The following is a 24,334-nucleotide window of genomic DNA, read 5'->3' on the forward strand; positions in this document are numbered from 1 at the left end:
AGCGATCAGCGGTGGGCCCTTCAGCGCAACTGGCCGACGATCAGCCCCAACGCCACCGCCACCATCGCCACCCCAGAAACCCGTCCAACCCACCTGGCGGCACCGGGCCGGCTACTCAACACGGCCTTGGCGCCGTAACCGACCAGCGAATAGATGACCAGCGAACTGCACAGGTGCACCAGCCCCAGCAGCAGGATCTGCAGCGGCACCGGCCAGCTCGACTGCGGGTCGGTGAACTGCGGCAGCAGCGCCAGGAACAGCAGGAACACCTTCGGGTTGAGCCCGCTCACGCAAAAGCCCTTGAATGCCCAGCGCGACCCCGACTCGCCCACGCTGGCCTGCCCCGCCTGCGGCGCCGCCGGGCTGAGCAGCAGGTTGCCGCCCAACCACAACAGGTAGGCGCAACCGGCCAGGGTCAGCAGGGTCATCGCCAGCGGGTGGCCGGCCAGCAGGCTGCCCACCCCTGCCGCCACCACCAGGGTGGCCAGAAAATGCCCCGACAACATGCCCGCCACCGCAGGCATCACCCAGCGCCCGCGCATGCCCGCCGAAATGGCATAGGCCCAGTCGGCCCCGGGGGTGATCACGAACAGCAACGACACGGCCCAGAACGCCGTCAGCACACTGATTGCCACTTGAGTCTTCCTTTCACACAGTTTGGATGTGAAGAAAGCCTACGGATTCCGCCCGGGAATTTTCTTTCGTATATTTCCCCTGTTGCCAATCTTGTTGGAAGATTCTCCTCAGTGGACAGAACAGACCGAAAGATCCTTGCCGAGCTGCAAAAAGATGGTCGCCTCTCGGTGACCGAGTTGGCCGACCGTGTAGGGCTAAGCCTGTCGCCCTGCCACCGCCGGCTCAAGGCGCTGGAGGAGGCCGGCGCCATCCTGGGCTACCACGCGCGCCTGGCGCCCAGTGCATTGGGGCTGAACTTTGCCGCGCTGGTGTTCGTGACACTGCGCGAGGTGACCCGCCAGCCGGTGGCGGATTTCGAAGCGGCGCTGGCGGAGATTGCGCAGATCGTCGAGGCCCAGCGGCTGTTCGGCGACCCGGATTACCTGCTGCATGTGGTGGCCAGGGACTTGCCGGCGTTCCAGAAGCTGTATGACGAGCAGTTGACCAGCATTCCCAATGTGAAGCGCTTGAGCTCGACGTTGGTGATGAAGGAAGTGATTCAGGACCGGCTGTTGCCGATGTAGCTGTATTGCCTGTACCGGCGCTTTCGCGGGCAAGCCCGCTCCCACAGGTTCAACGCAGATTTTGAAAACTGCGCTGTACCTGTGGGAGCGGGCTTGCCCGCGAAAGGGCCAGTGCAGGCAACTTTTTCATCTGCCCCGCAAACGCGCACGACGCACCACCAAAGCCCAACCTCTGCCGCTCACAGAAGGCCTACCCCTTCTACCTCAAGCCCTCCAGCCAGCTGGCATCCTCCTTGCTACGGTCCACCGCTTAACCTTTTGTCAGCCTTAGGTTTTTTAAGGTTTATGGGCACATATTTACTAATTTCTCGTTATCCCCGCGCCCCGCATCATCGCTCCAACAAGAACGCGTCGCCCTTCGCCGGCACGCATCCGGGCAGCACCCGATGCCCCACCTTGCCTTGGAGTCAGTCATGACCAGTGCAGCCAATTCGGCACCCCTCATAGAAAAACACACGATCGGCTACGTACCGCCGGAAGACCGCCATGGAAAGGTAAGGGATCTGTTCACACTGTGGTTCGGCGGCAATATCGCGCCGCTGCCCATCGTCACCGGCGCGCTGGGCGTGCAGCTGTTTCACCTGAACCTGGTGTGGGGCATCGTCGCCATCCTGGTCGGCCACCTGGTCGGTGGCGTGCTGATGGCGCTGCACTCGGCCCAGGGCCCGCAGATGGGCATCCCGCAGATGATCCAGAGCCGCGCCCAGTTCGGCACCCTCGGCGCCTTGCTGGTGGTGGTGATCGCCGGGGTGATGTACATCGGCTTCTTCGCCTCCAACATCGTCCTGGCCGGCAAGTCGCTGCATGGCGTGGTCGAAGCGGTGCCAGTGCCGGTGGGCATCGTCATCGGTGCGCTGGGTTCGGGCATCATCGGCATCATCGGCTACCGCTTCATCCACGTGCTCAACCGCATCGGCACCTGGGTGCTGGGCATCGGCATCGTGGTCGGCTTCGGCTACATCTTCAGCCATGTGCAAAGTGACGACTTCCTCACCCGCGGCGGCTTCAACCTGGCCGGCTGGCTGGCCACCGTATCGCTGGCGGCGCTGTGGCAGATCGCCTTTGCCCCGTACGTGTCGGACTACTCGCGCTACCTGCCGGCCGACGTGAAGGTCAGCTCGACCTTCTGGACCACCTACCTGGGGTCGGCCCTGGGTTCGAGCCTGTCGTTCATCTTCGGCGCCGTGGCGGTGCTGGCGATCCCGGCCGGCATGGACACCATGGACGCGGTCAAGCTCGCCACCGGCACCCTGGGCCCGGTGATGCTGGTGCTGTTCCTGCTCAGCGTGATCAGCCACAACGCCCTCAACCTGTACGGTGCGGTGCTGTCGATCATCACCCTGGTGCAGACCTTCGCCTACCGCTGGATCCCCACCGCCAAGAGCCGTGCGGTGCTGTCGCTGATCGTGCTGGCGGCCTGCTGCGTGGTGGCGGTGTTCGCCTCGGCCGACTTCATCGGCCACTTCGTCGACATGGTGCTGGTGCTGCTGGTGGTGCTGGTGCCGTGGACGGCGATCAACCTGATCGACTTCTATGCCATCCACAAGGGCGACTACGACATCCAGTCGATCTTCAAGGTCGATGGCGGCATCTACGGGCGGTACAACCCGCAGGCGCTGATCGCCTATGCGGTGGGCATCGTGGTGCAGATTCCGTTCATGAACACGCCGCTGTATGTCGGGCCGATCTCCGAGCACATCAATGGCGCTGACCTGTCTTGGCTGGTGGGCCTGGCAGTGACCTCGCCGCTGTACTGGTGGCTGGCTTCGCGTGACAGCGCCTACCGCCGTCGGCAGACCAGTGCCAAGTTGGCCATGGGGCACTGATTCAACCTGTCCCGGCCTCTTCGCGGGCAAGCCCGCTCCCACAGCAATCGCACAGATGCTTGTATTTGTGCGGTACTTGTGGGAGCGGGCTTGCCCGCGAAGAGGCCGGGACATGAATCAGAGGTTATAAGCCCGCTCATTGTGCTCGGCCAGGTCCAAGCCCTGCTCTTCCTCTTCCCGGCTGGCGCGCAGCCCCACAGTCAGCTTGATGGCCCCGAGAATCGCCCAGCTCACCACGAAGCAATAGACAAAAGTGAACGCCACGCCCTTGAGCTGCACCAAGGCCTGCCCGATCGGCGAAGCGCCCTCCACATAGCCCCCCAGCGACGGCGCGGCAAACACCCCGGTCAGCACCGCCCCGACCATCCCGCCAACCCCATGCAGCCCGAACACATCGAGGCTGTCGTCATACCCCAGCGCCTGCTTCATCCGGGTCACGGCGAAGAAGCAGATCGCCCCGGTCAACAACCCGATGACCACCGCCCCCAACGGCCCGACAAACGCACAGGCCGGCGTGATGCCTACCAGCCCGGCCAAAGCCCCCGAAGCCGCCCCCAGTGCAGTAGGCCGGCCATGCATGACTTTTTCGGTCAGCAACCAGCCGACAATCCCGGCGCACGCCGCCACCATGGTCGCCAGCATCACCACCCCTGCTCCTTCGTTGGCCGCAAGCCCGGAACCGACGTTGAAGCCGAACCAGCCGACCCACAGCAGCCCCGCGCCCACCAGGGTGAAACCGAGGTTGTGCGGCGGCATCGCCACTTGCGGGTAGCCTTTGCGCTTGCCCAGCATCAGCGCCGCCGCCAGTGCAGCCACACCGGAGTTGATATGCACCGCGGTGCCGCCGGCAAAGTCCAGCACCCCCCAGTTGACCATCAGCGCCCCCGGCCCGCCCCACACCATATGGGCGATCGGCGCGTACACCAGGACGAACCAGGCCGCCATGAACAGCAGCGAGGCACTGAACTTCATGCGCTCGGCAAAACCGCCGGCGATCAGTGCCGGGGTGATGATGGCGAAGGTCAGCTGAAACACCGCGAACACCCCTTCCGGGATGGTGCCCACCAGGCTGTCGTGGCCGATGTTCAGCATCAGCGCCTTGTCCAGGCCGCCGATGAAACTGTTCAAGGTCAACTGCCCTTCGACCATGCCGCGGGTATCGACCACCAGGCTGTAGCCGAACAGCACCCAGAGGATGCCGATCACCCCGGCCACGGCGAACAGCTGGGTGAACACCGAGAGAAAGTTCTTGGCCCGCACCATGCCGCCATAGAACAGCGCCAAGCCCGGGATGCACATCATCAGCACGAACATCGCCGCGCAGATCATCCAGGCGGTGTTGCCGGTGTCCAGGGTGGGCTCGGCGGCATGGGCCTGGGTGGCCAAGGCTAACAACATTACAGCGAGGGTGAGGTGCTTCATGGAGTCACTCCTGTGTGAATGAAGAGATGCCCTTGGGCTGCCTTGCAGCCCATTCACGGGCAAGCCCGCTCCCACAGGGCCGCCACAGTTCTCAAGGCCTGTGAGCTTCCTGTGGGAGCGGGCTTGCCCGCGAAGGGCCGCAACGCGGCCCCAATAGCCGATGAATCAGTACTGCGCCTGGCCCGGCACCCAGGCGGTGCCGGCCAGCGGCACGCGGGCCATGGCGGCGGCCTCGACGGTCAGCGCCACCAGGTCCTCGGGGTCGAGGTTATGCAGGTGCGACTTGCCGCAGGCACGGGCCATGGTCTGCGCTTCCAGCACCAGCACCCGCAGGTAGTTGGCCAGGCGCCGGCCGGCCTCTTCCGGGTTCAGGCGCTTGGCCAGTTCCGGGTCCTGGGTGGTGATGCCGGCCGGGTCGCGGCCGTTCTGCCAGTCGTCGTAGAAGCCGGCGGCCGAACCGATCTTCTTCAGCTCGCTGTCCAGCCGCGGGTGATTGTCGCCCAGGGCGATCAGCGCCGCCGTGCCGATGGCCACCGCGTCGGCGCCCAGGGCCATGGCCTTGGCCACGTCGGCACCGTTGCGGATGCCACCAGAGACGATCAGCTGCACCTTACGGTGCATGCCCATTTCTTGCAGCGCCTGAACCGCCTGTGGAATGGCTGGCAGGATCGGGATACCGACGTGTTCGATGAACACTTCCTGGGTGGCCGCGGTGCCGCCCTGCATGCCGTCGAGCACGATCACATCGGCGCCGGCCTTCACCGCCAGCTTGACGTCGTAATACGGGCGGCTGGCGCCGATCTTCACGTAGATCGGTTTCTCCCAATCGGTGATTTCGCGGATCTCGGCAATCTTGATCGCCAGGTCGTCCGGGCCGGTCCAGTCCGGGTGGCGGCAGGCGCTGCGCTGGTCGACACCGATCGGCAAGGTACGCATGCCGGCTACCCGCTCGGTGACCTTCATGCCCAGCAGCATGCCGCCACCGCCCGGCTTGGCGCCCTGGCCGAGGACGATCTCGATGGCGTCGGCCTTGCGCAGGTCGTCGGGGTTCATGCCATAGCGCGACGGCAGGTACTGGTACACCAGGTGCTGCGACTGGCCGCGTTCTTCCGGGGTCATGCCGCCGTCGCCGGTGGTGGTGCTGGTGCCGGCAATGGTCGCGCCACGGCCCAGTGCTTCCTTGGCGTTGGCCGACAGCGCGCCGAAGCTCATGCCGGCGATGGTCACCGGGATCTTCAGGTGGATCGGCTTCTTGGCGAAACGGTTGCCCAGCACCACGTCGGTGCCGCACTTTTCACGGTAGCCTTCCAGCGGGTAGCGCGACACGCTGGCGCCCAGCAGCAGCAGGTCATCGAAGTGCGGCACACGGCGCTTGGTGCCGCCACCGCGGATGTCGTAGATGCCGGTCTCGGCGGCACGCTGGATTTCCTGGATGGTCAGGCGATCGAAGGTGGCCGACTCACGCAGTACCGGGGGGAATTGCTCGCTCATGGGAATGCTCCTGGATCAGTACGCGCTGGCGTTGTCGACTTTGAAGTTGTACAGCTGGCGAGCCGAGCCGTAGCGTTTGAAATCGGCGGCCTTGTGCGCAAGGCCGGCCTTGTTCAGCAGTTCCTGCAGCTCTTGCAGGTGCTCGGCGCGCATCTCTTTCTCGATGCAATCCGAGCCTAGCGACTGCACCGAACCCTTGACGTAGATGCGCACCTCGTAGAGCGAATCGCCCAGTGCATCGCCGGCATCGCCACACACCACCAGGCGCCCGGCCTGGCCCATGAAGCAGCTCATGTGGCCGATGCTGCCGCCGACCACGATGTCCACGCCCTTCATTGAAATGCCGCAACGCGCGCCGGCATCGCCCTCGATCACCAGCAACCCACCATGGGCGGTGGCGCCGGCGGCCTGGGAGGCGCTGCCCTTGACCCGTACCGAGCCGGACATCATGTTCTCGGCCACGCCCACGCCGACGTTGCCGTGCACGGTGACGCTCGCCTGCTGGTTCATGCCGGCGCAGTAGTAGCCGGCGTGGCCTTCGATATCCACCGACACGGCGGCGTTGATGCCCACGGCCAGGTTGTGCTTGCCGTCCGGGTGGGTCACCCGCCATTCGCGGTCTAGCACGTCGCCATGCAGGGACTGGTTGAGTGCGCGCACCGAGGCGCTGGAAAGGTCGATCGTCTTCATGAATGTCTCCAGTGATTCGGTGGGGGTCAGGCGCTTTCGCGTTCCCAGACGTAGAGGGTGGCCGGCGCCGGTTCCCAGACCTTGGCCTTGTCGATACCCGGCAGGCTGGCCAGGGCCTGGTACTCGGAGGCCATGGCCACGTAGTCCTCGGTCTCGGCCAGCACCGCCGGTTTGCAGGCGATCGGGTCGCGGATCACGGCAAAGCCGTTGCGGGTGCCGATGGCGAAAGTGAAGAAGCCGTCCAGGTCTTCCAGCGCGCCATCCAGGGCCTGGGCCAGGGTGTCGCCCTGCTGCAGGCGCCAGGTCAGGTAGCCGGCGGCCACCTCGGTGTCGTTGTCGGTCTCGAAGCTGATGCCTTCGCGCTTGAGTTCCTGGCGCAGGCGGAAGTGGTTCGACAGCGAGCCGTTATGCACCAGGCACAGGTCGGCGCCGGTAGAAAACGGGTGGCTGCCTTCCAGGGTCACCGCGCTTTCGGTGGCCATGCGGGTATGGCCGATGATGTGGCTGCCCTTCATGCCGGCCAGGCCGAAGCGGCTGGAGATTTGCGCCGGCAGGCCCATGCCCTTGAGGATCTCGATGCTCTGCCCCGCGCTCATGATGCGCACGCTCGGCGCCAGCTCGGCCAGCGCTTCACGGGCGGCGGCTTCGCTTGTGTGCACTTTGAGCACGGCGGCGCTGGCATTCTGGAACCAGTCCAGCGAGCAGCCCAGGCGCCCTTCCAGTTGCCCCATCAGGGCAGTCCAGGGGTAGTCGAGCTCGGTGGCCTGCAAGGTCAGCTTGACCCAGCCATCGGCCACTTCGTCACCGTAGATGGCGAAGCCGGCGCTGTCCGGGCCACGGTCGGTCATGGCTTCGAGCATGGGCTCGAAGAGCTTGCCAAGCTGGGCTTCCAGCTCTGGCTTTTTCAGGTACAGACCTACGATTCCACACATGGTGATACTCCTTCTAGGCAGTGGGTAGCCGCTGCGTTTGCCGCTACCCAGGGATAGGGTTGGCGGTCAGAAGAATTCGGTGTAACGCTGGATTTCCCAGTCGGAGACGTGGCGGCAGTACTCCACCCATTCCATGCGCTTGAGCTTGATGAACTCGTCGACGATCTCGGCGCCGAGCACCTCGCGGAACAGCGGGTCGGCCTCCAGCGCGTCGGCGGCTTCCTTGAGCGATTGCGGCAAGGTCTTGATGCCGCGTGCGGCGATCTCTTCCAGGCTCAGGTTGTAGAGGTTCTCGTTGCACATCTCGCCCGGCTCCAGCTGGCGATCGATACCGTCGAGGCCGGCGGCGATGATGGCGGCGGTGACCAGGTACGGGTTGCAGCCGGCGTCCGGCAGGCGGAACTCCAGGCGGCCATAGGGGATGCGCACCATCGCCGAACGGTTGTTGGCGCCATAGGCGACGAAGGCCGGCGCCCAGGTGGCGCCAGACAGCGAGCGGCCGACCACCAGGCGCTTGTACGAGTTGACCGTGGGGGCAGCGAAGGCACACAGCGCCGGGCCGTGGGCCAACAGGCCGGCGGCGAAGTGGTAGGCCAGTTTCGACAGGCCCATGCCGCTGCTGTCGGCGGGGTCGTGGAACAGGTTCTTGTTGCTGCTGCTGGCCAGCGACAGGTGGAAGTGCATGCCATTGCCGGCGCGCTTGGGGTCGGGCTTGGGCATGAACGAGCAGATCATCCCCAGGTCGTTGGCGATCTCGCCGGCGGCCATGCGGAAGAAGGTGAAACGGTCGGCCGACTCCATGGCGTCGCTGTAGGTGTAGTTGATCTCGAACTGGCCGTTGGCGTCTTCGTGGTCGATCTGGTAGATGTCGAAGCCGACCGGCTGCAGGGCCTCGGTGAGGCGTTCGAGGAACAGCCGCGAGCGCGACAGGCCCTTGTAGTCGTAGCAGGGTTTGTCGAGGTTGTCGGAGGCGTCCACCAGCTGCAGCTTGCCGCCTTCGTCGCGGCGGAACAGGCTGAACTCGGGCTCAAGGCCGGTGTTCAGGGTCCAGCCCTTGTCGGCCAGGCGCTGCACCTGCTGCTGCAATACGTAGCGGCTGTCGTAGGGCCAGGGCTGGCCGTTGACATGGCCCACGCACACCACCCGGCCATAGCCCGGCTGCCACGGCACCGGGATCAGCGTGGACAGGTCGCCACGGGCCATGAAGTCGGGGCCGTGGGGCTCCATGCCCATGCCGCAGATGGCGAACCCGGCAAAGCCGGCGCCCTCTTCAGCCACCATCTTGAGGCCCGATACCGGCACCGACTTGGTCTTCGCCGAACCGTGGATATCGACGAACTGCGCCAACACATACTTGATGCCGTACTGGTCGAGGGTGCGCTGGGTTTCTGCTGGCAACATGGGTTGATCACTCCTGGGTGAGGGGCACTAATTCCGCATGGGAAACTTACTTTCCTCTCAGGAATGCAATGTGCTTGCCAACTTTGTCCAGGGTGATGGTCCTGCATGGGTTGATCCGGCCTCTTCGCGGGCAAGCCCGCTCCCACAGGGCTTTGTGGGAGCGGGCTTGCCCGCGAAGAGGCCAGCACAGGCCACGCACAATCGAGGCAGATTTCTTTGCTGTGTTTGTGTGAAACTTGTTTTCACCTGAGGAAAGAAGCAGCCAATGCAGCCGCGCCTCGCACTTTCCCAGTGCGAAAACTTTATTCTTGAACTGAAACCGTGCAGGACATTCGATGCCAACCGAAACCGAACCGCGCCTTCGCCTGGAGCAGTACCTGGGCCTGCAGATCAAGCGCCAGCGCCAGGCCCAGTCACTCAAGCTCGCCGATGTGGCGCGCATCGCCGGCATCAGCCAGGGCATGCTGAGCAAGATCGAGAACGCCCAGGTGTCCACCAGCCTCGATACCCTGAGCCGCCTGTGCGATGTGCTGGGCATGCCGATGGCCAAGCTGTTCAGCCAATACGACCAGCCCGATGGCAATGCCTTGCTGGTCAAGGCCGGTGAAGGGCTGGAGGTGGTGCGCCGCGGCACCGAGAAGGGCCATACCTACCATTTGCTCAATCACGCCAGGGGGCCGAAGAAAAACTTCGAGGCGTACATGGTGACCATGGACGACGCCAGCGAAGAATTCCCGACCTTCGCCCACCCCGGCACCGAATTCCTTCATCTGCTGGAAGGTGAACTGGTCTATCGCCACGGCAACCAGCTCTATCGCATGCAGGCCGGCGACAGCCTGACCTTCGATGGCGAAACCCCGCACGGCCCCGAGCAGCTGGTGCAGGTGCCAATTCGCCTGTTGTCGATCATGAACTACGGCGACGAGTAAGGCGGCGCAGCAAGGCAACAACCGATGTCGCGATCAGACAAGCACACGTCGCCCGCAATCGCCTTGAAAACCCTGTATACAAAAATAATACACACATCGACCAGCCCCGCGCCGTGGGCTGATTGGTGTGGTATTCGCGAGTAAAACAGCCTCGCTTCACAATTCCAACGCTGTGGCGCCTTTTTGCACCGGGCAATTCGTCCGGGCTCATAACGATAAAACTCCCAGAATCAAAGACCCGCGTCGCGCTGATCGGGAGTGTTTGCGCGCGCCACATTGTGAAGACTTGACTGCCATGATCGCGACTTCAATCCCCGTAGCCGGTGCTGCCACCGGCCACCGTAATGCCCTGTGCATTGCCCACATCGCCGCTGTGCTGTTCGGCCTGACCGGTATCCTCGGCCACCTGATCGAGGCCGACGCCAGCATCATCACCTTCGGCCGCGCCACCTTCGCCTTCATCGCCCTGGGCTTCGTCGCCGGGCTCAAGGGCACCCGCCTGCTCGACGCGCTGACCCTGCGCAACCTGCCGGTGCTGGGCCTGACCGGCGCCCTGCTGACGACCCACTGGGTGACCTTCTTCGTCGCGGTCAAGGTTGGCGGTGTGGCGGTTGCGACCCTGGGCTTTGCCAGCTTTCCGGCCTTCATCGCGATGATCGAACGCGGCGTGTTCGGCCAGCGCATCGGCGCCGCGCAGGGCTTGCTGTTGCTGATGGTGACAGCGGGTCTGGTGCTGGTGGTGCCGACCTTCGATTTGCTCGACAAAGGCACCGTCGGCCTGCTCTGGGGCCTGGGTTCGGGCCTGGCATTCGCCCTGCTGACCGTGGCCAACCGCCGCAACGGGTCGAGCATGAATGCCATGCAGGTGGCGTTCTGGCAGAACGTGGTGGTGGCTGCGCTGGTCGCGCCGTTCGCCTTCACCCACCTGGGCAACACCAGCCTGGGCGGCAGCGACTGGATCAACCTGGCACTGCTGGGGGTGTTCTGCACCGGGCTGTCGCAGTACCTGTTCGTCAAGAGCCTGGAAGGGCTGGAGGCGCGCACTGCCGGCATGATCATCGCGCTGGAGCCGGTGTACGCGATCCTCGGGGCGTGGTGGCTGTTTGGTGATCAGCCGACGCTGCGCATGGCCGCTGGTGCTGCGCTGGTCGTACTGGCGACCATTCTGGCGGCGGCGCGCAAGGCACCGGCTGAGCAAGGCGACACCTGTGGGAGCGGGCAAGCCCGCGAAGCAGTCGACGCGGTGGATGGCACCGGCTTCGCCGGTGTTCGCGGGCAAGCCCGCTCCCACAGGTCCCTGCTAAGTCAGTGAGTCACGTGTCAGGCGCTCATGTGCCTTCGGGCAACAGGCTACGATGGAACATGAGCACCCGCTCACCCTGCGGTGTGCACTGATACAATTGCTGCGGCCAGCCCAGGCTGGGCTGGTTCTTCTCCCCGGTATCACGCACCCACCCCAGCTCGCGCAAGCACTCCAGCCGCTTGCGCAGCGAGGTGTTGTTCACCGCCTGTCCCAGGCACGCCTGCACCGCCCCAGCGCTATTCGACGAATACTCTACTCACTCATATTTAAGTTTACCCTCGCTAGGATTACGTATATCAGAAACATTATGTTGCTCAGGTCGGCTGAGCCTATTTCTCACGTTCGGAGCGTTCACACGCGAGCGCGGAGAATCTAGCAATATTTCGAGTGGTTTGCTGACGGGACCGAGCCATTGAAAACCAGCATCAAGGTAACTCTTCGCCCCAACCTCCTTACTCCATGCCGCATACAAATCTCCTAACTTAAACAGAGGATCAAATGAAGGCTTCGACCCATAAGGAGTTCCATGCCTCTCAATCTGATATACTTTCTGATCAAAGTTAAAATAAGTCTCACTACCTTCCTCGTGATGACTCGCAGAACTATAACGCCCAATCCTGTATTGTCTCCCTCTCCCACGCTCAGCAGGTCGCCAAAATACATGCCCACCATCGGGATCACGCTCGATCATATGTTGAATTAACGGTTCCAGGGTAGGTGGGAGGTCTGCCGACTTAACGGCACTGGCCAACGAAATTCTTTTCGGAGGAATATCGCGCCAGGTATTAAAACCCTTCTTTGTGTGCCCGCTCGGATCATGGAAATTGACAGGATCTCCAGCGCAATAGGCATATGCATTCAGTCCCCCTCTGCCAAATGGACTCCACTGATCAGGGCTAAAAAAACGCCCGACTATTGGGCTGAGTAAACGATACCCCTGCCCCAGTGGGTAATTTCCCGTTTTAGGATCACGCCACTCGCCATTGAACTGAACAATCGGTGCCTGATCCCGGATAGGCGAAAACCCATAGGGTGAGTAGGACTGGGACTCTGCATACTCATCAGCCCTGCCTGCAATCACTGTATTTGCCGTCTCCACTTGCAACAACATAGTCGTTATTTGTGATTGGGCGATGAGGTAACTGCCGGCATATATCAGCCGGGTATTCCCTCCGCCAAGCCGGCAAACCATTTTTCCTCCCGCGTAAAACAGACGCGTGGAAGGCGCATTATCAGCAGACCTATTCATTTATAACAGCCTCATCACCTTTCCCGCTCAAAGTAATCGTACCCTGCGCATTTGGCAACTAGCACTTTTACCAGCTCACTCACCTGCGGCATGCATTGAATTCAAACAATACGGACACCTGACCGATCTTGTGTCGCGATGGGCCGCAATGCGAAAGTACTTGCATCTGGTGTATGGGGGGTGAAGTGCGGCGTACCGTTTGCTCCCTAAATCGCGCTGGCGAGGTGAAGATGAAGACGGGATCTACAAATACGACGTCGCTCAGGCGCCCTCAGGCAACAGGCTACGGTCAAACATGAACACCCGCTCCTCCTGCGGCGTGTACTGATACAACTGCTGCGGCCGGCCCAGCCTGGGCTGGTTCTTCTCCCCGGTATCGCGCACCCAGCCCAACTCGCGCAGGCGCTCCAGGCGCTTGCGCAGCGAAGTGTTGTTCACCGCCTGCCCCAGGCACGCCTGCACCGCCCCCAGCGCGTCGAACACGGTGAACTTCTGCGCCAGCAGGTACAGCGGCAAGCTGCTGTACACCGTCTTCGAAGCCAACCGCTCGCGCGCACGCTCGACCAGCAAGTTGTGGTCGAACGGCAGCAGCACCTTGCGGTCAATCACGCTGTCCAGGTCAAAAAACGCCAGTTGGTCACCCTCAACCTCCTGCTGCGGATCAAGCAGTGCCAGGTAATAGGTGCTCAACGACCAACCCCGCGGATCGCGGAAGGCGTTGCCTTCGGTACCCACCTGTTCGAGGTGGCGCGGCAACACCAGGGCTTTCTCGCGCAGGGCGCGTTCAGCGGCGCCTTCCAGGCTGGTATCCGGGGTGCGGCCATTGACGATCACACCAGGCAAGGCCCACTGGCCGGCATGGGGCTCGCGCTCACGACGGTGCAACAACACTTGCAGATGCTGGCCATCAGGGGCCAGGCGCAGGGCGACGATATCGACACTGGCCAGGACTTCGACTGTACTCACCGGGGGCTCCTTGTTCATCGGGCCAATAATCCACCAGGGCTTCTAAGTATGGCAACCCACAACCACGTATAAATTGTCACTTGACACACTTATTACACCAGGTGAATTATATAGCCATTCCAGCGAGGAGACCCGCCATGAAGATCGCCAGTTTCGATGTCGACGCGCAGAACGGCTTCACCGCCAATAGCCCTCAGGAGCTGCCGGTGCCGGAAGGCAACGAGATTGCCCCGGACCTCAACGCCATGGCCCTGCGCGCCGACCTGCGCCTGGGCAGCAAGGACGCCCACCCGGCCAACGCGGCCTGGGTAGTGGCCGAACCCGGTCAGATGCTGCAACCGCTGACCCTGGCCAACGCCGACCTGACCTGGGTCAGCCACTGCGTGCCCGGTACCGCCGGCTTCGAGCTGCTGCCCGGCCTGCCCGCCCCGATCGACTACGACTACTTCGTCTGGAAAGGCGTCGAACCCGACCTGCACCCCTATGGCGCCTGCTACCACGACCTCGCCGAGCGCCGTTCCACCGGGGTCATCGAGTTTCTCAAGGTGCAGCAGGTCGGTGCGGTGATCGTCGGCGGCCTGGCCCTGGAGTACTGCGTCAAGACCACTGCCCGGCAACTGCGCCAGGCCGGCTTCCAGGTGCTGCTGTACCTGCCGGCCTGCCGCGCGCTGACCCAGGAAGGCGCCATCAGCGCCTGCGGCGCACTGGCTGCCGAGGGCGTGATCCTGTGCGGCGATGAGGCCGCGCTCGACTACCAGCTCTCTCTGATCAAGGAAGACCGCCCATGAGCGAAAGCGTTTTCGGCCCACGGATCATCCAGAACCTGCTGGACACCGACTTCTACAAAATCACCATGATGCAGGCGGTGCTGCACAACTACCCCAACGCCGAGGTGGAGTGGGAGTTTCGCTGTCGCAACGGTGAAGACCTCTCCCCTTATCTGGCGGAAATCCGCTACCAGATTGAGCAGTTGAGCGAGGTCACCGTCACCCACGACCAACTGGCCTACCTGGAAAAGATCCCGTTCCTCAAACCGGACTTCATCCGCTTCCTCAGCCTGTTCCGCTTCAACCTGCGCTATGTGCAAGTCGGGTTGGACGCCGCCGGGCAGTTGGCGATCCGCGTGCGCGGGCCGTGGCTGCATGTGATCCTCTACGAGATCCCGTTGCTGGCGATCATCAGCGAAGTGCGCAACCGCTACCGTTATCGCGACGTGACGATCGAACAGGTGGGCGAGCGCCTGTACCAGAAAATGGACTGGCTCAAGGCCGAGGCCAGTGCCGACGAGCTGGCCGGCTTCCAGCTGGCCGACTTCGGTACACGGCGGCGCTTTTCCTACCGGGTGCAGGAAGAAGTGGTGTACCTGCTCAAGCACGACTTCCCCGGCCGCTTCGTCGGCACCAGCAACGTGCACCTGGCCCGCGAGCTCGAACTCAAGCCACTCGGCACCATGGCCCACGAATGGTTCATGGCGCACCAGCAACTTGGCCCACGGCTGGTCGACAGCCAGGCCGCCGCGCTGGAAGCCTGGGTGCGCGAGTACCGAGGCCTGCTAGGCATCGCCTTGACCGACTGCATCACCATGGATGCCTTCCTGGGTGATTTCGACCTGTACTTCGCCAAGCTGTTCGATGGGCTGCGGCACGACTCCGGGGACCCGCTGGTGTGGGCGGAGAAGGCCATCGCCCACTATGAGCGGCTGGGCATCGACCCGAAGGGCAAGACGCTGATCTTCTCCGACGGGCTGGATTTCGCCAAGGCGCTGGGCCTGTACCGGGCGCTGCACGCGCGGATCAACGTGAGCTTTGGCATCGGTACCCGGCTGACCTGCGATATCCCGGGGGTGGAGCCGATGAACATCGTGATCAAGATGACCGACTGCAATGGCGCGCCGGTGGCGAAGATCTCCGACAGCCCAGGCAAGACCCAGTGCCGCGATGACAACTTCGTGGCCTACATGAAGCATGTGTTCAAGGTGAATTGACCCCGCCTGGGCAGGCCCGTGGAATGCGTCGAAAAAGCACCGCTTCGCCTGCTTGTCGCCTGCACCGCACCTAAGACGCTGTTCTGTCTGCTTGTGCTTTTTCGCTCACCGTTCGAGAGCGAAAAACACACCGGGTAGCCCCTTGCCTTGCCCCTTGGCGCTGCTTAAATGAGTTCGCTATCCAAGCCTCTTCGGGCCTCTGCTTAGTGGATTGCAGGCGCGCCCCGCGCCTGCGCAAGGAACCTGCCGCACACTCAACGCCCCGACTATCAGCACCGGTCGATCGGTCACTGTTCAAGGAGAAGTGTCATGGATGCACTGAAGAAACAGTTTTTCCCGTTCACCCTCAACCCGCTGTCAAACGTCGTCAGCATTGCCGCACTCGGCAGCGTTCCCGCTGCGCTGAGGGCGTCCAATGACTTGCCCATCGATCAGCAACTGGCAGATGCCTTCAATGCCAACAACGATGTAATGGCCTATGTGCTTGGCATCACCAACACTCAACTGCCGACCATCACCCCGGCGCCCTCCTGGTACAGCACGTTCCAGACTGCCTTCAGCAACGCCCAGATCCACGCCAACGCCTGGTACGGGATATCCGCGAACCTGGTGAGCATTCCCAACGCCATTGCCGGATATGGCATTGCCTTCAACGTCAGCATGTCGACGATCAACTCGCTGATCGGCGTACTGCAGAACGACCCAGGCAATACGCAGGCCATCAACTCGCTCAAGCAGCAGTTCAACGGGTTGATTTCGCAGCTTCGTGCGTTCAGCCAAAGTGCCGTATCGGTGCACCAGTCGATTACCGACTATTCCAACAACCTGATCCAGGACAGCCAGATACTCTCCAAGGCTGTCAGTGACTCCACCCAGCAGCAGGACGTAAACCGCGACCAGGTCCGGCAGTATCAGGCCAAGATCGAAGACATGCGCAAGCAGATCAAGACCTGGCAGGTGGTGGAAACGGCTTCAGCCATTGGTGCTGGCGTGGCGTTCTTCGCCGGGGCCGTGATTGCGATCTTCAGCCTCGGTTTCGGCCTGGCCTTCGGCATCGTCGGGGCAGCTGCGGGGATTGCGACCATGGTCGCCGCCGAGGTCAAGATCAAGCAGCTGCGCAGCGAGATCGAGGCCGATACAACGCGCATGAATGCAGTTACCCAGCAATCTGCCAGCCTGGCGGCCTTGAATGATCAACTGAACAAGCTGATCCAACTGTCCCAGGCTGCGGGTTCGCTGATCGGCCTGCTATTGAACGTGTGGGAGGAACTTGAGGGTGAACTGAATACCGTTCTGACCGACCTCAACAACTGCAAGGGCAATGTCGACAATCTCAACCTGCCCGAGCTGCAACGCAACCTGAACCTGGCCAACCAGGACTGGCAGACACTGGTCGGGCTGTGCAACAGCGTAGCGTCGATCAAGTACAACCAGGCCACACCGGCCAAGGCCAACATCCAGTAGCGCCCTTGCCCGCCCCTGCTGCCGCAGCTCCCGGCAGCAAGGGCGGGTTACGTGGCCTCGGTCACTTGGCCCACGCACAGTTCCATGAACCGCGCGGCGGCCCGCGACGGCGTGGCGGCATGGGGCAAGAGGATGGAAAACCGCCGCAGCAACGGTTCAGGGGCAATCCTCAGTTGGCGCAACACGCCATCTTCATGACGGATCGACATGGCCGAGACAAAGCCAATGCCCATCCCGGCCCGCACCGCCTCCTTCACCCCTTCCACCCCGGCGATCTCCAGCGCCACGCGCATGGCCACGCCATGCCGGGCAAACGCCCGCTCGACGATCTGGCGCACCCCCGAACCACTTTCACGCAGCACCAGCGGGTAAGCCCCCAACGCCTGCAAGTTTTGCTGTTCGGCACCTGCCAAAGGATGGCCACCCGGCACGATGGCGACGATCTCGTCCTCGCGCCACGCCGTCACTTCGGTACCCAGCGGCAACTCCTGCCCTGGCGGGCCTTCGATCAGGGCGATATCGACGCTGTCCAGCGCGGCGACGATTTCCGCCGTGTTGCCATGGGTCGTGGTCACCAGCACCTCCGGGTAGCGCCCATGGAAATCGGCGATCAGGTACGGCAGCAGGTAACTGGCCGGCGTGGTGCTGGCACCGATGAGCAAGGTGCCGCGCTCCAGCCCGCGCATGGCCTGGCACAATGCCTGGGCCTGGCGAAAGGTGTCCCGCAGGCGCTGGGCATGGGCCAGCAGTTGCTCGCCGGCAGCGGTCAGGCGCACGCCACGGCCGGCGCGCTGGTACAGGGGCTCGCCAAAGTCCTCCTGCAGCAACTTGAGCTGGCCGGACACCGCCGGTTGCGACAGATGCAGGGCCTGGGCCGCATGGCTGATGTTGCCGTGCTCGGCCACGGTGGCGAAGGTTATCAGTTGTTCTGGGGTCATTCGGTAAAAATATCAGTTCAGCGGATATTTGCCATTCTAAATTACGATTTTTTATAAGCTTATAACCAGATTAACGTAGGCCATGTCGAAACACTTTCCCGGAGGACTCACATGGCCACGGCAAATTCCAACCCCGCGTTGGCGCCTACCCTCTCCACCCGAGGGCGGCTCAACGGCATTCTGTTCGTCGCGCTGTTCGCGCTCGCCGTCACCCAGCTGGCGGCCCTGCCTGCCATCGCCAGCCTGGGCATCAGCCCGCTGATCGTCGGCATCGTCGCCGGTGCCTTGTACGGCAACGCCCTGCGCGACGGCGTACCGGCCAGCTGGGCAGCCGGTATCAACTTCTCGGCGCGTGGGCTGTTGCGCATCGCCGTGGCCTTCTTCGGCCTGCGCGTCAGCCTGCAGGAGATCGCCGAAGTCGGCTGGTCCGGCTTGAGCGTATCGCTGCTGGTCGTGACCAGCACCTTACTGATCGGCCTGTGGTGCGGCACCCGGCTGTTCAAGCTGGACCGCGACACCGCCCTGCTCACTGCCGCCGGCAGCGCGATCTGTGGCGCCGCCGCCGTGCTGGCGTTCGAATCGGCCCTGCGCAGCGCCCCGCACAAAAGTGCCATGGCGGTCGGCAGCGTGGTGCTGTTCGGCACCCTGTCGATGTTCCTTTACCCGCTGGCGATCAACGCCGGCTGGCTGCACCTGGACACACTGGGCGCCGGCCTGTTCCTCGGCGGGACGATTCACGAAGTGGCCCAGGTGGTGGGCGCGGCCAGCAACGTCAGCCCCGAAGCCACGCACATCGCCACCATCGTCAAGATGACCCGGGTGATGCTGCTGGTGCCGGTGCTTCTGGTAGTCGGCGTGTGGATCAGCCGCTCGCGCCAACCCGGCCAGGCGCAAGGCAATGGCCGCATCGCCATGCCCTGGTTCGCCTTCGGCTTCCTCGCCCTGGTGCTGGTGAACTCGCTGCAGGTGCTGCCAGGTAGCGTGACCCAGGCAGTCAACAGCCTGGACACCTTCGCCCTGACCATGGCCATGACCGCGCTGGGCATGGAAACCCGCTGGAGCCAGATCCGCCAGGCCGGGCCACGGGCGCTGATCACCGGCGCGCTCCTCAACCTGTGGCTGGTGGGTGGCGGCCTGGCGATTACCCTGGGCGTGCAACGCCTTTTAGGTTGACGTGCATTGATCGGTATGGTGTTGTCTTGCAAGGATGTTTTTACCTGCACAGGAACGACTTAGATGCCTCAACGCCATGTCATCAATGCATCCGTCAGCCCCAAAGGCAGCCTGGAGACGCTGTCGCAACGTGAAGTCCAGCAACTGAGTGAAGTCGGTACCGGCACCCTCTACACCTTGTTCCGCCAGTGCGCCCTGGCCATCCTCAACACCGGCGCCCATGTCGACAACGCCAAGACCATCCTCGAGGCGTACAAGGACTTCGAAGTCCGCATTCACCAGCAAGACCGCGGCGTGCGCCTGGAGCTGCTGAACGCGCCGGCCGACGCCTTCGTCGATGGCGAAATGATCGCCAGCACCCGCGAAATGCTGTTCAGCGCCCTGCGCGACATCGTCTACACCGAAAGCGAGCTGGCCAGCCAGCGCATCGACCTGGAAAGCTCCCAGGGCATCACCGACTACGTCTTCCACCTGCTGCGCAACGCCCGCACCCTGCGCCCCGGCGTGGAGCCGAAGATGGTGGTGTGCTGGGGCGGCCACTCGATCAGCAGCGAGGAGTACCAGTACACCAAGAAGGTCGGCCATGAGCTGGGCCTGCGCAAGCTGGACATCTGCACCGGCTGCGGCCCGGGGGTGATGAAGGGCCCGATGAAGGGCGCGACCATCGCCCATGCCAAGCAGCGCATGCACGGCAGCCGCTACCTGGGCCTGACCGAGCCGGGCATCATCGCCGCCGAGGCGCCGAACCCGATCGTCAACGAGCTGGTGATCCTGCCGGACATCGAGAAGCGCCTGGAGGCCTTCGTCCGTGTCGGCCACGGCATCATCATCTTCCCCGGCGGCGCCGGTACCGCCGAGGAATTCCTCTACCTGCTCGGCATCCTCATGCACCCGGACAACCACGCCCTGCCCTTCCCGGTGGTGCTCACCGGGCCACGCAGCGCCGAACCGTTCCTGCAACAGCTGCATGCCTTCGTCGGCGCCACCCTTGGCGAGGCGGCGCAGCGCCACTACCAGATCATCATCGATGACCCGGCCGAAGTGGCCCGGCACATGGTCGAGGGGCTCAAGGAGGTCAAGCAGTTCCGCCGCGAGCGCAACGACGCCTTCCACTTCAACTGGCTGCTGAAGATCGACGGGGGCTTCCAGCACCCGTTCGACCCGACCCACGCCAACATGGCCGAACTGGCCCTGCGCCGCGATTTGCCGGCCCATGAACTGGCGGCCAACTTGCGCCGGGCGTTTTCCGGGATCGTGGCGGGGAACGTCAAGGACAAGGGGATACGACTGATCGAGGAGCACGGGCCGTATCAGATTCGCGGTGATGCCGCGGTGCTGGAGCCATTGGGGCGCCTGTTGCAGGCGTTTGTCGACCAGCACCGGATGAAATTGCCGGGTGGCGCGGCGTATGTGCCTTGCTACCAAGTTGTGACCTGAGATCGCCGGGGCCGCTCTGCGGCCCATTCGCGGGCAAGCCCGCGAATGGGCCGCAGCCATCTATCTAACTGGACTCGCCACGGTCCGGTCCACCAGGCGAATGCTGTCACGCCCACCACGCTTGGACTGGTACAACGCCACATCCCCTTGCTCGATCAACGCCGCCAGGCTGGCCGGCGGCTGGTCGAACAGGTTGGCACCGATACTCAAGGTCACCGCCTGCGGGGTCGGCACCGCCTCCCTGGCAAACTGCTGGAACTGCTCGCGCAGCTGGCTGCCCAGTTCCACCACTTTCTCGCTACTGGCCTCGCTGAGCAGGATGACGAACTCATCGCCACCCAGCCGCGCGGCCAGCGAGCGCTCCGGCAGCACCGCCCGGATCATTTCGCTCAAGGCAATCAGCAGGCGGTCTCCTGCCGCATGGCCATGCAGGTCGTTGACCAGCTTGAAGTTGTCGATGTCGATCAGCAGCAACGCCCCGGGCTGCGCCGGGCTGACCACCTTGAACAGGTGCGTGGCGCGGACTTCCAGGGCCCGACGGTTGTACAGCGCGGTCAGCGGGTCGCGTGCGGCCAGCCGGGCGATGCGTTCTTCACGGCGATACCTCACCGTACCGGTCATCGACAGCGCGATCAGCATGATCGCCATCGCCCCTTCGACCAGGGAAATCTGGATGATCAGGCCGCCAAAGGTCGCCAGGTCGATCAGCGTACCGGGCGTCACCGCCACGATCGCCTTGGCCACATAGAACAGGCCATGGATCAGCAGCACGTAACGCAGCTGCACCGCCCCCACGCTCAACGACTTGCCATGCGGGCGCAGCAGGTAGCTGGCCTTGAGCGTGAGCAACGCCACCAGCAGCGAGTTGACCATCAGCATCACTTTCGACCACTGCGGCCCCACCGGCAGCAGCAGCAAGCCGAACCATACCAGCACGATCAGTAGCCACGCCCGCGACAACCGGGCCTGGGTGAAACGCACCACACCCAGCAGAAAGCAGGCGTGGGCGACCACCAGCAAGCCATTGGCGAACCAGATGCCGATCAGCAGCAGGCCGATCCCGCGCAGCAGGGCCAGGGTCGAACCGACCGTGATGGTGGCGAAACCGGCGCTCCAGAACAGCAGCGAAGGTTCGCGGACACTGCGCCACTCGATCGCCAGGTACAGCGCGGCCGCAGCGGCCAGGGCGATGGTGATCGTCAGCATCGTGGGTGGATCAAGCGCCATAAACGGATTGGCCTGTCTGGTTAACGTGGAAAAGGCCCGATTGTAAGCGCTTGGCATGACTTTTCAGAGGGGCGAACCGTCGCGTTGCACGCAAATGAATACAACCCTTCAAGGCGCAACGTGATCCGTAGCCATCGTTGCCTGCATCAAACGCACCAATAGCGGGTTTTCCACGGGTTTGCTGAGCAAGAACCCCTGCACTTCATGGCACTGGTCGTCGCTGAGCAGCGCCAGTTGTTCCTGGGTTTCGACGCCTTCGGCGGTGACCGTCATGCCCATGGCGTTGCCCAGGTTGATGATAGCCTGTACCACGCTACGGTCACTGTCACTCTTGCCCAGCGACTGCACGAAGCGCTTGTCGATCTTGATGCTGTCGAACGGGTAGGTACGCAGGTAACCGAGCGACGAATAGCCGGTGCCGAAATCGTCCATGTTCAGGCGCACACCCAGTTCCTTCAGCGCATTCATGGTATGCAGCGCGCCCTCGACATCGTTGAGCATGACGTTTTCGGTAATCTCCAGCTCCAGGCGGTGCGCCGGCAGGCCGGTTTGCCTGAGGGCGTCAGCCACATCACGCACCACATCACTGCGGCGGAACTGCGCCGGCGACATGTTAACCGAGACCATCACCGCCAGCGGCCAGCTGCGGGCGCAACGGCAGGCTTCATGCAGCACCCAGTTGCCCAGCTGTACGATCAGGTCCGACTCTTCGGCCAGCGGGATGAAACGGTCCGGGCGCAGCAGGCCGAGGCGTGGGTGGCGCCAGCGCACCAGCGCCTCGGCGGACGCCACGGTGGTACCGTCGACCTTGAAGCGTGGCTGGTAATGCAGTACCAGCTCACCCCGTGGGATGCCCTCGCGCAGCTCGCCTTCGAGCGTGCGTTTTTCCAGCAGCGCGGCATTCATCTGCGTCGAGAAGTAGCGCCAGGTGTTCTTGCCGGCCTGTTTGGCACTGTACAGGGCAACGTCGGCATAACGGATCAGCTCGCCCGGCGTGCCGGGGTACTGCGCCGAGAGCACCACGCCCAGGCTGGCACCGACCTGCACGGTATGGCCATCGAGCTTGATCGGCTGGCGCAAGGTTTCGATCAGCCGTCTGCAGAAGCGGTCCATTTCCTCGCGCTGGCCTGGCCGGGCCAGCACCACGATGAATTCGTCGCCACCCAGGCGCGCCACCAGGTCGCTGTCGCGGGTCTGCTCGCCCAGGCGCCGGGCCACCTCGATCAGCACCGTGTCGCCCGCCGGGTGGCCGAGGCTGTCGTTGATCGGCTTGAAGTTATCCAGGTCGAGCATCAGCAAGGCCACCGGAGCGCTTTCATCCAATTCGAGAAAACGGAACAGTTTGTTGCGATTGGGCAGGCCTGTGAGGGCATCGTGCAGGGAAAGGTGCTGGATCTGCGCATGGGCGGCCACTTCGTCAGTGATGTCGCTGCACGTGCCGCGAAAACCCTTGCAGATGCCCTGCTCGATGATCGCCCGCGCCGCGATGCGGCATTCACGCTGTTGGCCGAGCCGGTCGCGGTACTGGCAGCGCAGGCTACCGGTGGATTCGCTGGCAGCCAGGCCATGCAGCCAGGTCTCGATATGGCTGGTATCACAGGCCAGCAGTTGCTTGAGGGAGCGCTGCAGCCAGTGTTCGACGCTATGGCCCGTCAGCTCGGCAAAGCGGGCGGACAGGTAGGTCAGGTGCTGCTGGGCATCGGTTTCCCAGATCCAGTCCGACGCCGCTTCGGCGACCGCCTTGAAACGCGCCTCGCTGGTTTCCAGGGCATTCTTGGACGCCGCCAGCTGGCGGTGGCTGCGATCGATACCGGCACTGGTGCGCATCGCATGGCGGGCGAACCCGGCCATTAGCAGGGCAATCACCAGCAAGGCCAGGGCCAGGGGCAGCAGCACTTTGCCGATCAGTTCATTGCCGGGCTGCTCGATATGCCAGGTCAGGTTGTGCCCACTGCCCTCCAGCGGCAGCGAGCCCCGGTCCGATGCCAGGCCCTCGCCGCCGGAGATGGCGAAATCCGCCAGGCCCACGGTTTTGCCCAGCGTGTCGAGCATGGCCGGGTCGAGCACGCGGACGAACAGCAGGACCGCCTTGGGCGCGGGCAGATGATGCGGCATCGAAGGCGGCCGAATGACCGCTGCGGTGAACATTGCTGGCTGGCCGCGGAACAGCAGGTAGCCCGAGGCAGCGTGCTCATGCTCAGCCGCCTGGCGTGCCTGTTGCAGCACCCTGGCGCTGCTCGCGCTCAGGCGCTCGAAGGCCTGGTCGCTCAGTTGCCCGTCGAGCACCGCGTAATGGGTGCCATCGTCGTCGAGCACGAACACCCCTTCATAACCGTCTTCGCTGTAGAGGGTCTGGCCGACATTGTCTTCATCGTAGGCCCAGTGGCTGTTCACCGGGACGGCCAGGTGGTCGTAGGCCGCTTGCCAGAAGGCATGGGTCAGCAAGTAGCTGCGCTCGTTCTTCTGCAACTGGGTCAGGGCCGATTCGGCAAGAAAGCGGCTTTGCGCCTGCTCCCGGTCATTCAGGGTCTGGGCGATGCGGTACAGCGACACCAGGCCGAGTATCAGGACCAGGATCAGCAAGCCAGAAAATGCCAGGGTCAGCTGGCGGACCACACGGCTACGTGGCGAGCCATTGCCTAGGAGCGCATCCATTCAGAGAAAACCTTCTGCCAGGGTTCATCTGAATGGACTGGCAACGGC

20 protein-coding genes and 1 pseudogene are annotated in these 24,334 nt (G+C 63.4%); 9 read left to right on the top strand and 12 right to left on the bottom strand.

All coding sequences use genetic code 11. From position 1 onward, the window contains the following. Positions 1 to 20: 20 nt before the first annotated feature. Positions 21 to 635: a LysE family translocator gene (locus tag CAF78_RS12240; RefSeq protein WP_085675959.1), complete on the bottom strand. Its 615-nt coding sequence runs from the start codon at positions 633 to 635 to the stop codon at positions 21 to 23. Positions 636 to 746: 111 nt separating this feature from the next. Between CAF78_RS12240 and CAF78_RS12245 the strand changes: the two genes are divergently transcribed. Together CAF78_RS12245 and CAF78_RS12250 are read left to right on the top strand one after the other, a co-directional pair. Next, entirely contained in the window at positions 747 to 1,199 is a 453-nt protein-coding gene (locus CAF78_RS12245) for an Lrp/AsnC family transcriptional regulator (RefSeq protein ID WP_085675960.1), read from the top strand. A 413-nt stretch (positions 1,200 to 1,612) separates the two neighbouring features. Further along, positions 1,613 to 3,025 carry a cytosine permease gene (locus tag CAF78_RS12250; protein WP_085675961.1) on the top strand — a complete coding sequence of 471 codons (1,413 nt, stop codon included), beginning with the start codon at positions 1,613 to 1,615 and terminating at the stop codon, positions 3,023 to 3,025. Between the two features lie 117 nt (positions 3,026 to 3,142). Here CAF78_RS12250 and CAF78_RS12255 read toward each other — a convergent pair whose 3' ends face one another. From CAF78_RS12255 to glnT, 5 genes are all read right to left on the bottom strand, one after another. Next, positions 3,143 to 4,447, bottom strand: coding sequence for an ammonium transporter (locus CAF78_RS12255; protein ID WP_085675962.1), 1,305 nt, complete (start codon positions 4,445 to 4,447; stop codon positions 3,143 to 3,145). Positions 4,448 to 4,612: 165 nt separating this feature from the next. Next, the gene (locus tag CAF78_RS12260; RefSeq protein WP_016715698.1) at positions 4,613 to 5,938 is read right to left on the bottom strand and encodes an FMN-binding glutamate synthase family protein; all 1,326 of its coding nucleotides are present in this window, start codon (positions 5,936 to 5,938) and stop codon (positions 4,613 to 4,615) included. Positions 5,939 to 5,953: 15 nt separating this feature from the next. Beyond that, positions 5,954 to 6,628: a protein glxC gene (locus CAF78_RS12265; protein ID WP_085675963.1), complete on the bottom strand. Its 675-nt coding sequence runs from the start codon at positions 6,626 to 6,628 to the stop codon at positions 5,954 to 5,956. A 26-nt stretch (positions 6,629 to 6,654) separates the two neighbouring features. Then, complete coding sequence (locus CAF78_RS12270) at positions 6,655 to 7,560, bottom strand: glutamine amidotransferase family protein (RefSeq protein WP_085675964.1); 906 nt, start codon at positions 7,558 to 7,560, stop codon at positions 6,655 to 6,657. A 66-nt stretch (positions 7,561 to 7,626) separates the two neighbouring features. Continuing rightward, a complete protein-coding gene (gene glnT, locus CAF78_RS12275; protein ID WP_085675965.1) occupies positions 7,627 to 8,961 on the bottom strand; it encodes a type III glutamate--ammonia ligase in 1,335 nt (444 codons plus the stop codon). 335 nt (positions 8,962 to 9,296) lie between these two features. On the opposite strand from glnT, the gene CAF78_RS12280 reads away from it, so the two are divergent. Together CAF78_RS12280 and CAF78_RS12285 are read left to right on the top strand one after the other, a co-directional pair. Further along, positions 9,297 to 9,890, top strand: a complete 594-nt coding sequence (locus CAF78_RS12280) for a cupin domain-containing protein (protein ID WP_085675966.1) — start codon at positions 9,297 to 9,299, stop codon at positions 9,888 to 9,890. Positions 9,891 to 10,185: 295 nt separating this feature from the next. Next, positions 10,186 to 11,202 carry a DMT family transporter gene (locus tag CAF78_RS12285; RefSeq protein ID WP_256573890.1) on the top strand — a complete coding sequence of 339 codons (1,017 nt, stop codon included), beginning with the start codon at positions 10,186 to 10,188 and terminating at the stop codon, positions 11,200 to 11,202. A gap of 16 nt (positions 11,203 to 11,218) precedes the next feature. Here CAF78_RS12285 and CAF78_RS27925 read toward each other — a convergent pair. The 3 genes and pseudogenes from CAF78_RS27925 to CAF78_RS12295 form a co-directional block, all read right to left on the bottom strand. Further along, positions 11,219 to 11,434 (bottom strand): annotated as a pseudogene (locus CAF78_RS27925) (NUDIX hydrolase); the annotation flags it as partial. A 15-nt stretch (positions 11,435 to 11,449) separates the two neighbouring features. Then, on the bottom strand, positions 11,450 to 12,442 hold the full coding sequence (locus CAF78_RS12290; protein WP_085675968.1) for an RHS repeat-associated core domain-containing protein: 993 nt from the start codon (positions 12,440 to 12,442) through the stop codon (positions 11,450 to 11,452). A 261-nt stretch (positions 12,443 to 12,703) separates the two neighbouring features. Beyond that, positions 12,704 to 13,408 carry an NUDIX domain-containing protein gene (locus tag CAF78_RS12295; RefSeq protein ID WP_085675969.1) on the bottom strand — a complete coding sequence of 235 codons (705 nt, stop codon included), beginning with the start codon at positions 13,406 to 13,408 and terminating at the stop codon, positions 12,704 to 12,706. 137 nt (positions 13,409 to 13,545) lie between these two features. Between CAF78_RS12295 and CAF78_RS12300 the strand changes: the two genes are divergently transcribed. The 3 genes from CAF78_RS12300 to CAF78_RS12310 all read left to right on the top strand — a co-directional run bounded on the left by CAF78_RS12300 (position 13,546) and on the right by CAF78_RS12310 (position 16,856). Continuing rightward, positions 13,546 to 14,196 carry a nicotinamidase gene (locus tag CAF78_RS12300; protein ID WP_085675970.1) on the top strand — a complete coding sequence of 217 codons (651 nt, stop codon included), beginning with the start codon at positions 13,546 to 13,548 and terminating at the stop codon, positions 14,194 to 14,196. Further along, positions 14,193 to 15,392 (top strand): nicotinate phosphoribosyltransferase, encoded by a 1,200-nt coding sequence (gene pncB / locus CAF78_RS12305; RefSeq protein WP_085675971.1) that lies wholly within the window; start codon positions 14,193 to 14,195, stop codon positions 15,390 to 15,392. Before CAF78_RS12300 ends, pncB begins: the two co-directional genes overlap by 4 nt. 309 nt (positions 15,393 to 15,701) lie before the next feature. Then, a complete protein-coding gene (locus CAF78_RS12310) occupies positions 15,702 to 16,856 on the top strand; it encodes an HBL/NHE enterotoxin family protein (RefSeq protein ID WP_085675972.1) in 1,155 nt (384 codons plus the stop codon). 47 nt (positions 16,857 to 16,903) lie between these two features. Here CAF78_RS12310 and CAF78_RS12315 read toward each other — a convergent pair whose 3' ends face one another. Then, positions 16,904 to 17,794: a LysR family transcriptional regulator gene (locus CAF78_RS12315; RefSeq protein WP_085675973.1), complete on the bottom strand. Its 891-nt coding sequence runs from the start codon at positions 17,792 to 17,794 to the stop codon at positions 16,904 to 16,906. A gap of 111 nt (positions 17,795 to 17,905) precedes the next feature. Between CAF78_RS12315 and CAF78_RS12320 the strand changes: the two genes are divergently transcribed. Then, positions 17,906 to 18,967 carry a YeiH family protein gene (locus CAF78_RS12320; protein ID WP_085675974.1) on the top strand — a complete coding sequence of 354 codons (1,062 nt, stop codon included), beginning with the start codon at positions 17,906 to 17,908 and terminating at the stop codon, positions 18,965 to 18,967. Between the two features lie 63 nt (positions 18,968 to 19,030). After that, complete coding sequence (gene ppnN / locus CAF78_RS12325) at positions 19,031 to 20,404, top strand: nucleotide 5'-monophosphate nucleosidase PpnN (protein WP_085675975.1); 1,374 nt, start codon at positions 19,031 to 19,033, stop codon at positions 20,402 to 20,404. 60 nt (positions 20,405 to 20,464) lie between these two features. Here the strand turns inward: ppnN and CAF78_RS12330 are convergent, their stop codons facing one another. Together CAF78_RS12330 and CAF78_RS12335 are read right to left on the bottom strand one after the other, a co-directional pair. Next, a complete protein-coding gene (locus CAF78_RS12330) occupies positions 20,465 to 21,631 on the bottom strand; it encodes a GGDEF domain-containing protein (RefSeq protein WP_085675976.1) in 1,167 nt (388 codons plus the stop codon). Positions 21,632 to 21,739: 108 nt separating this feature from the next. Further along, positions 21,740 to 24,286, bottom strand: a complete 2,547-nt coding sequence (locus tag CAF78_RS12335) for an EAL domain-containing protein (protein ID WP_085675977.1) — start codon at positions 24,284 to 24,286, stop codon at positions 21,740 to 21,742. Positions 24,287 to 24,334 lie beyond the last annotated feature (48 nt).

This window comes from Pseudomonas sp. R28(2017) (assembly GCF_002112505.1).
Classification (GTDB): Bacteria; Pseudomonadota; Gammaproteobacteria; order Pseudomonadales; family Pseudomonadaceae; genus Aquipseudomonas.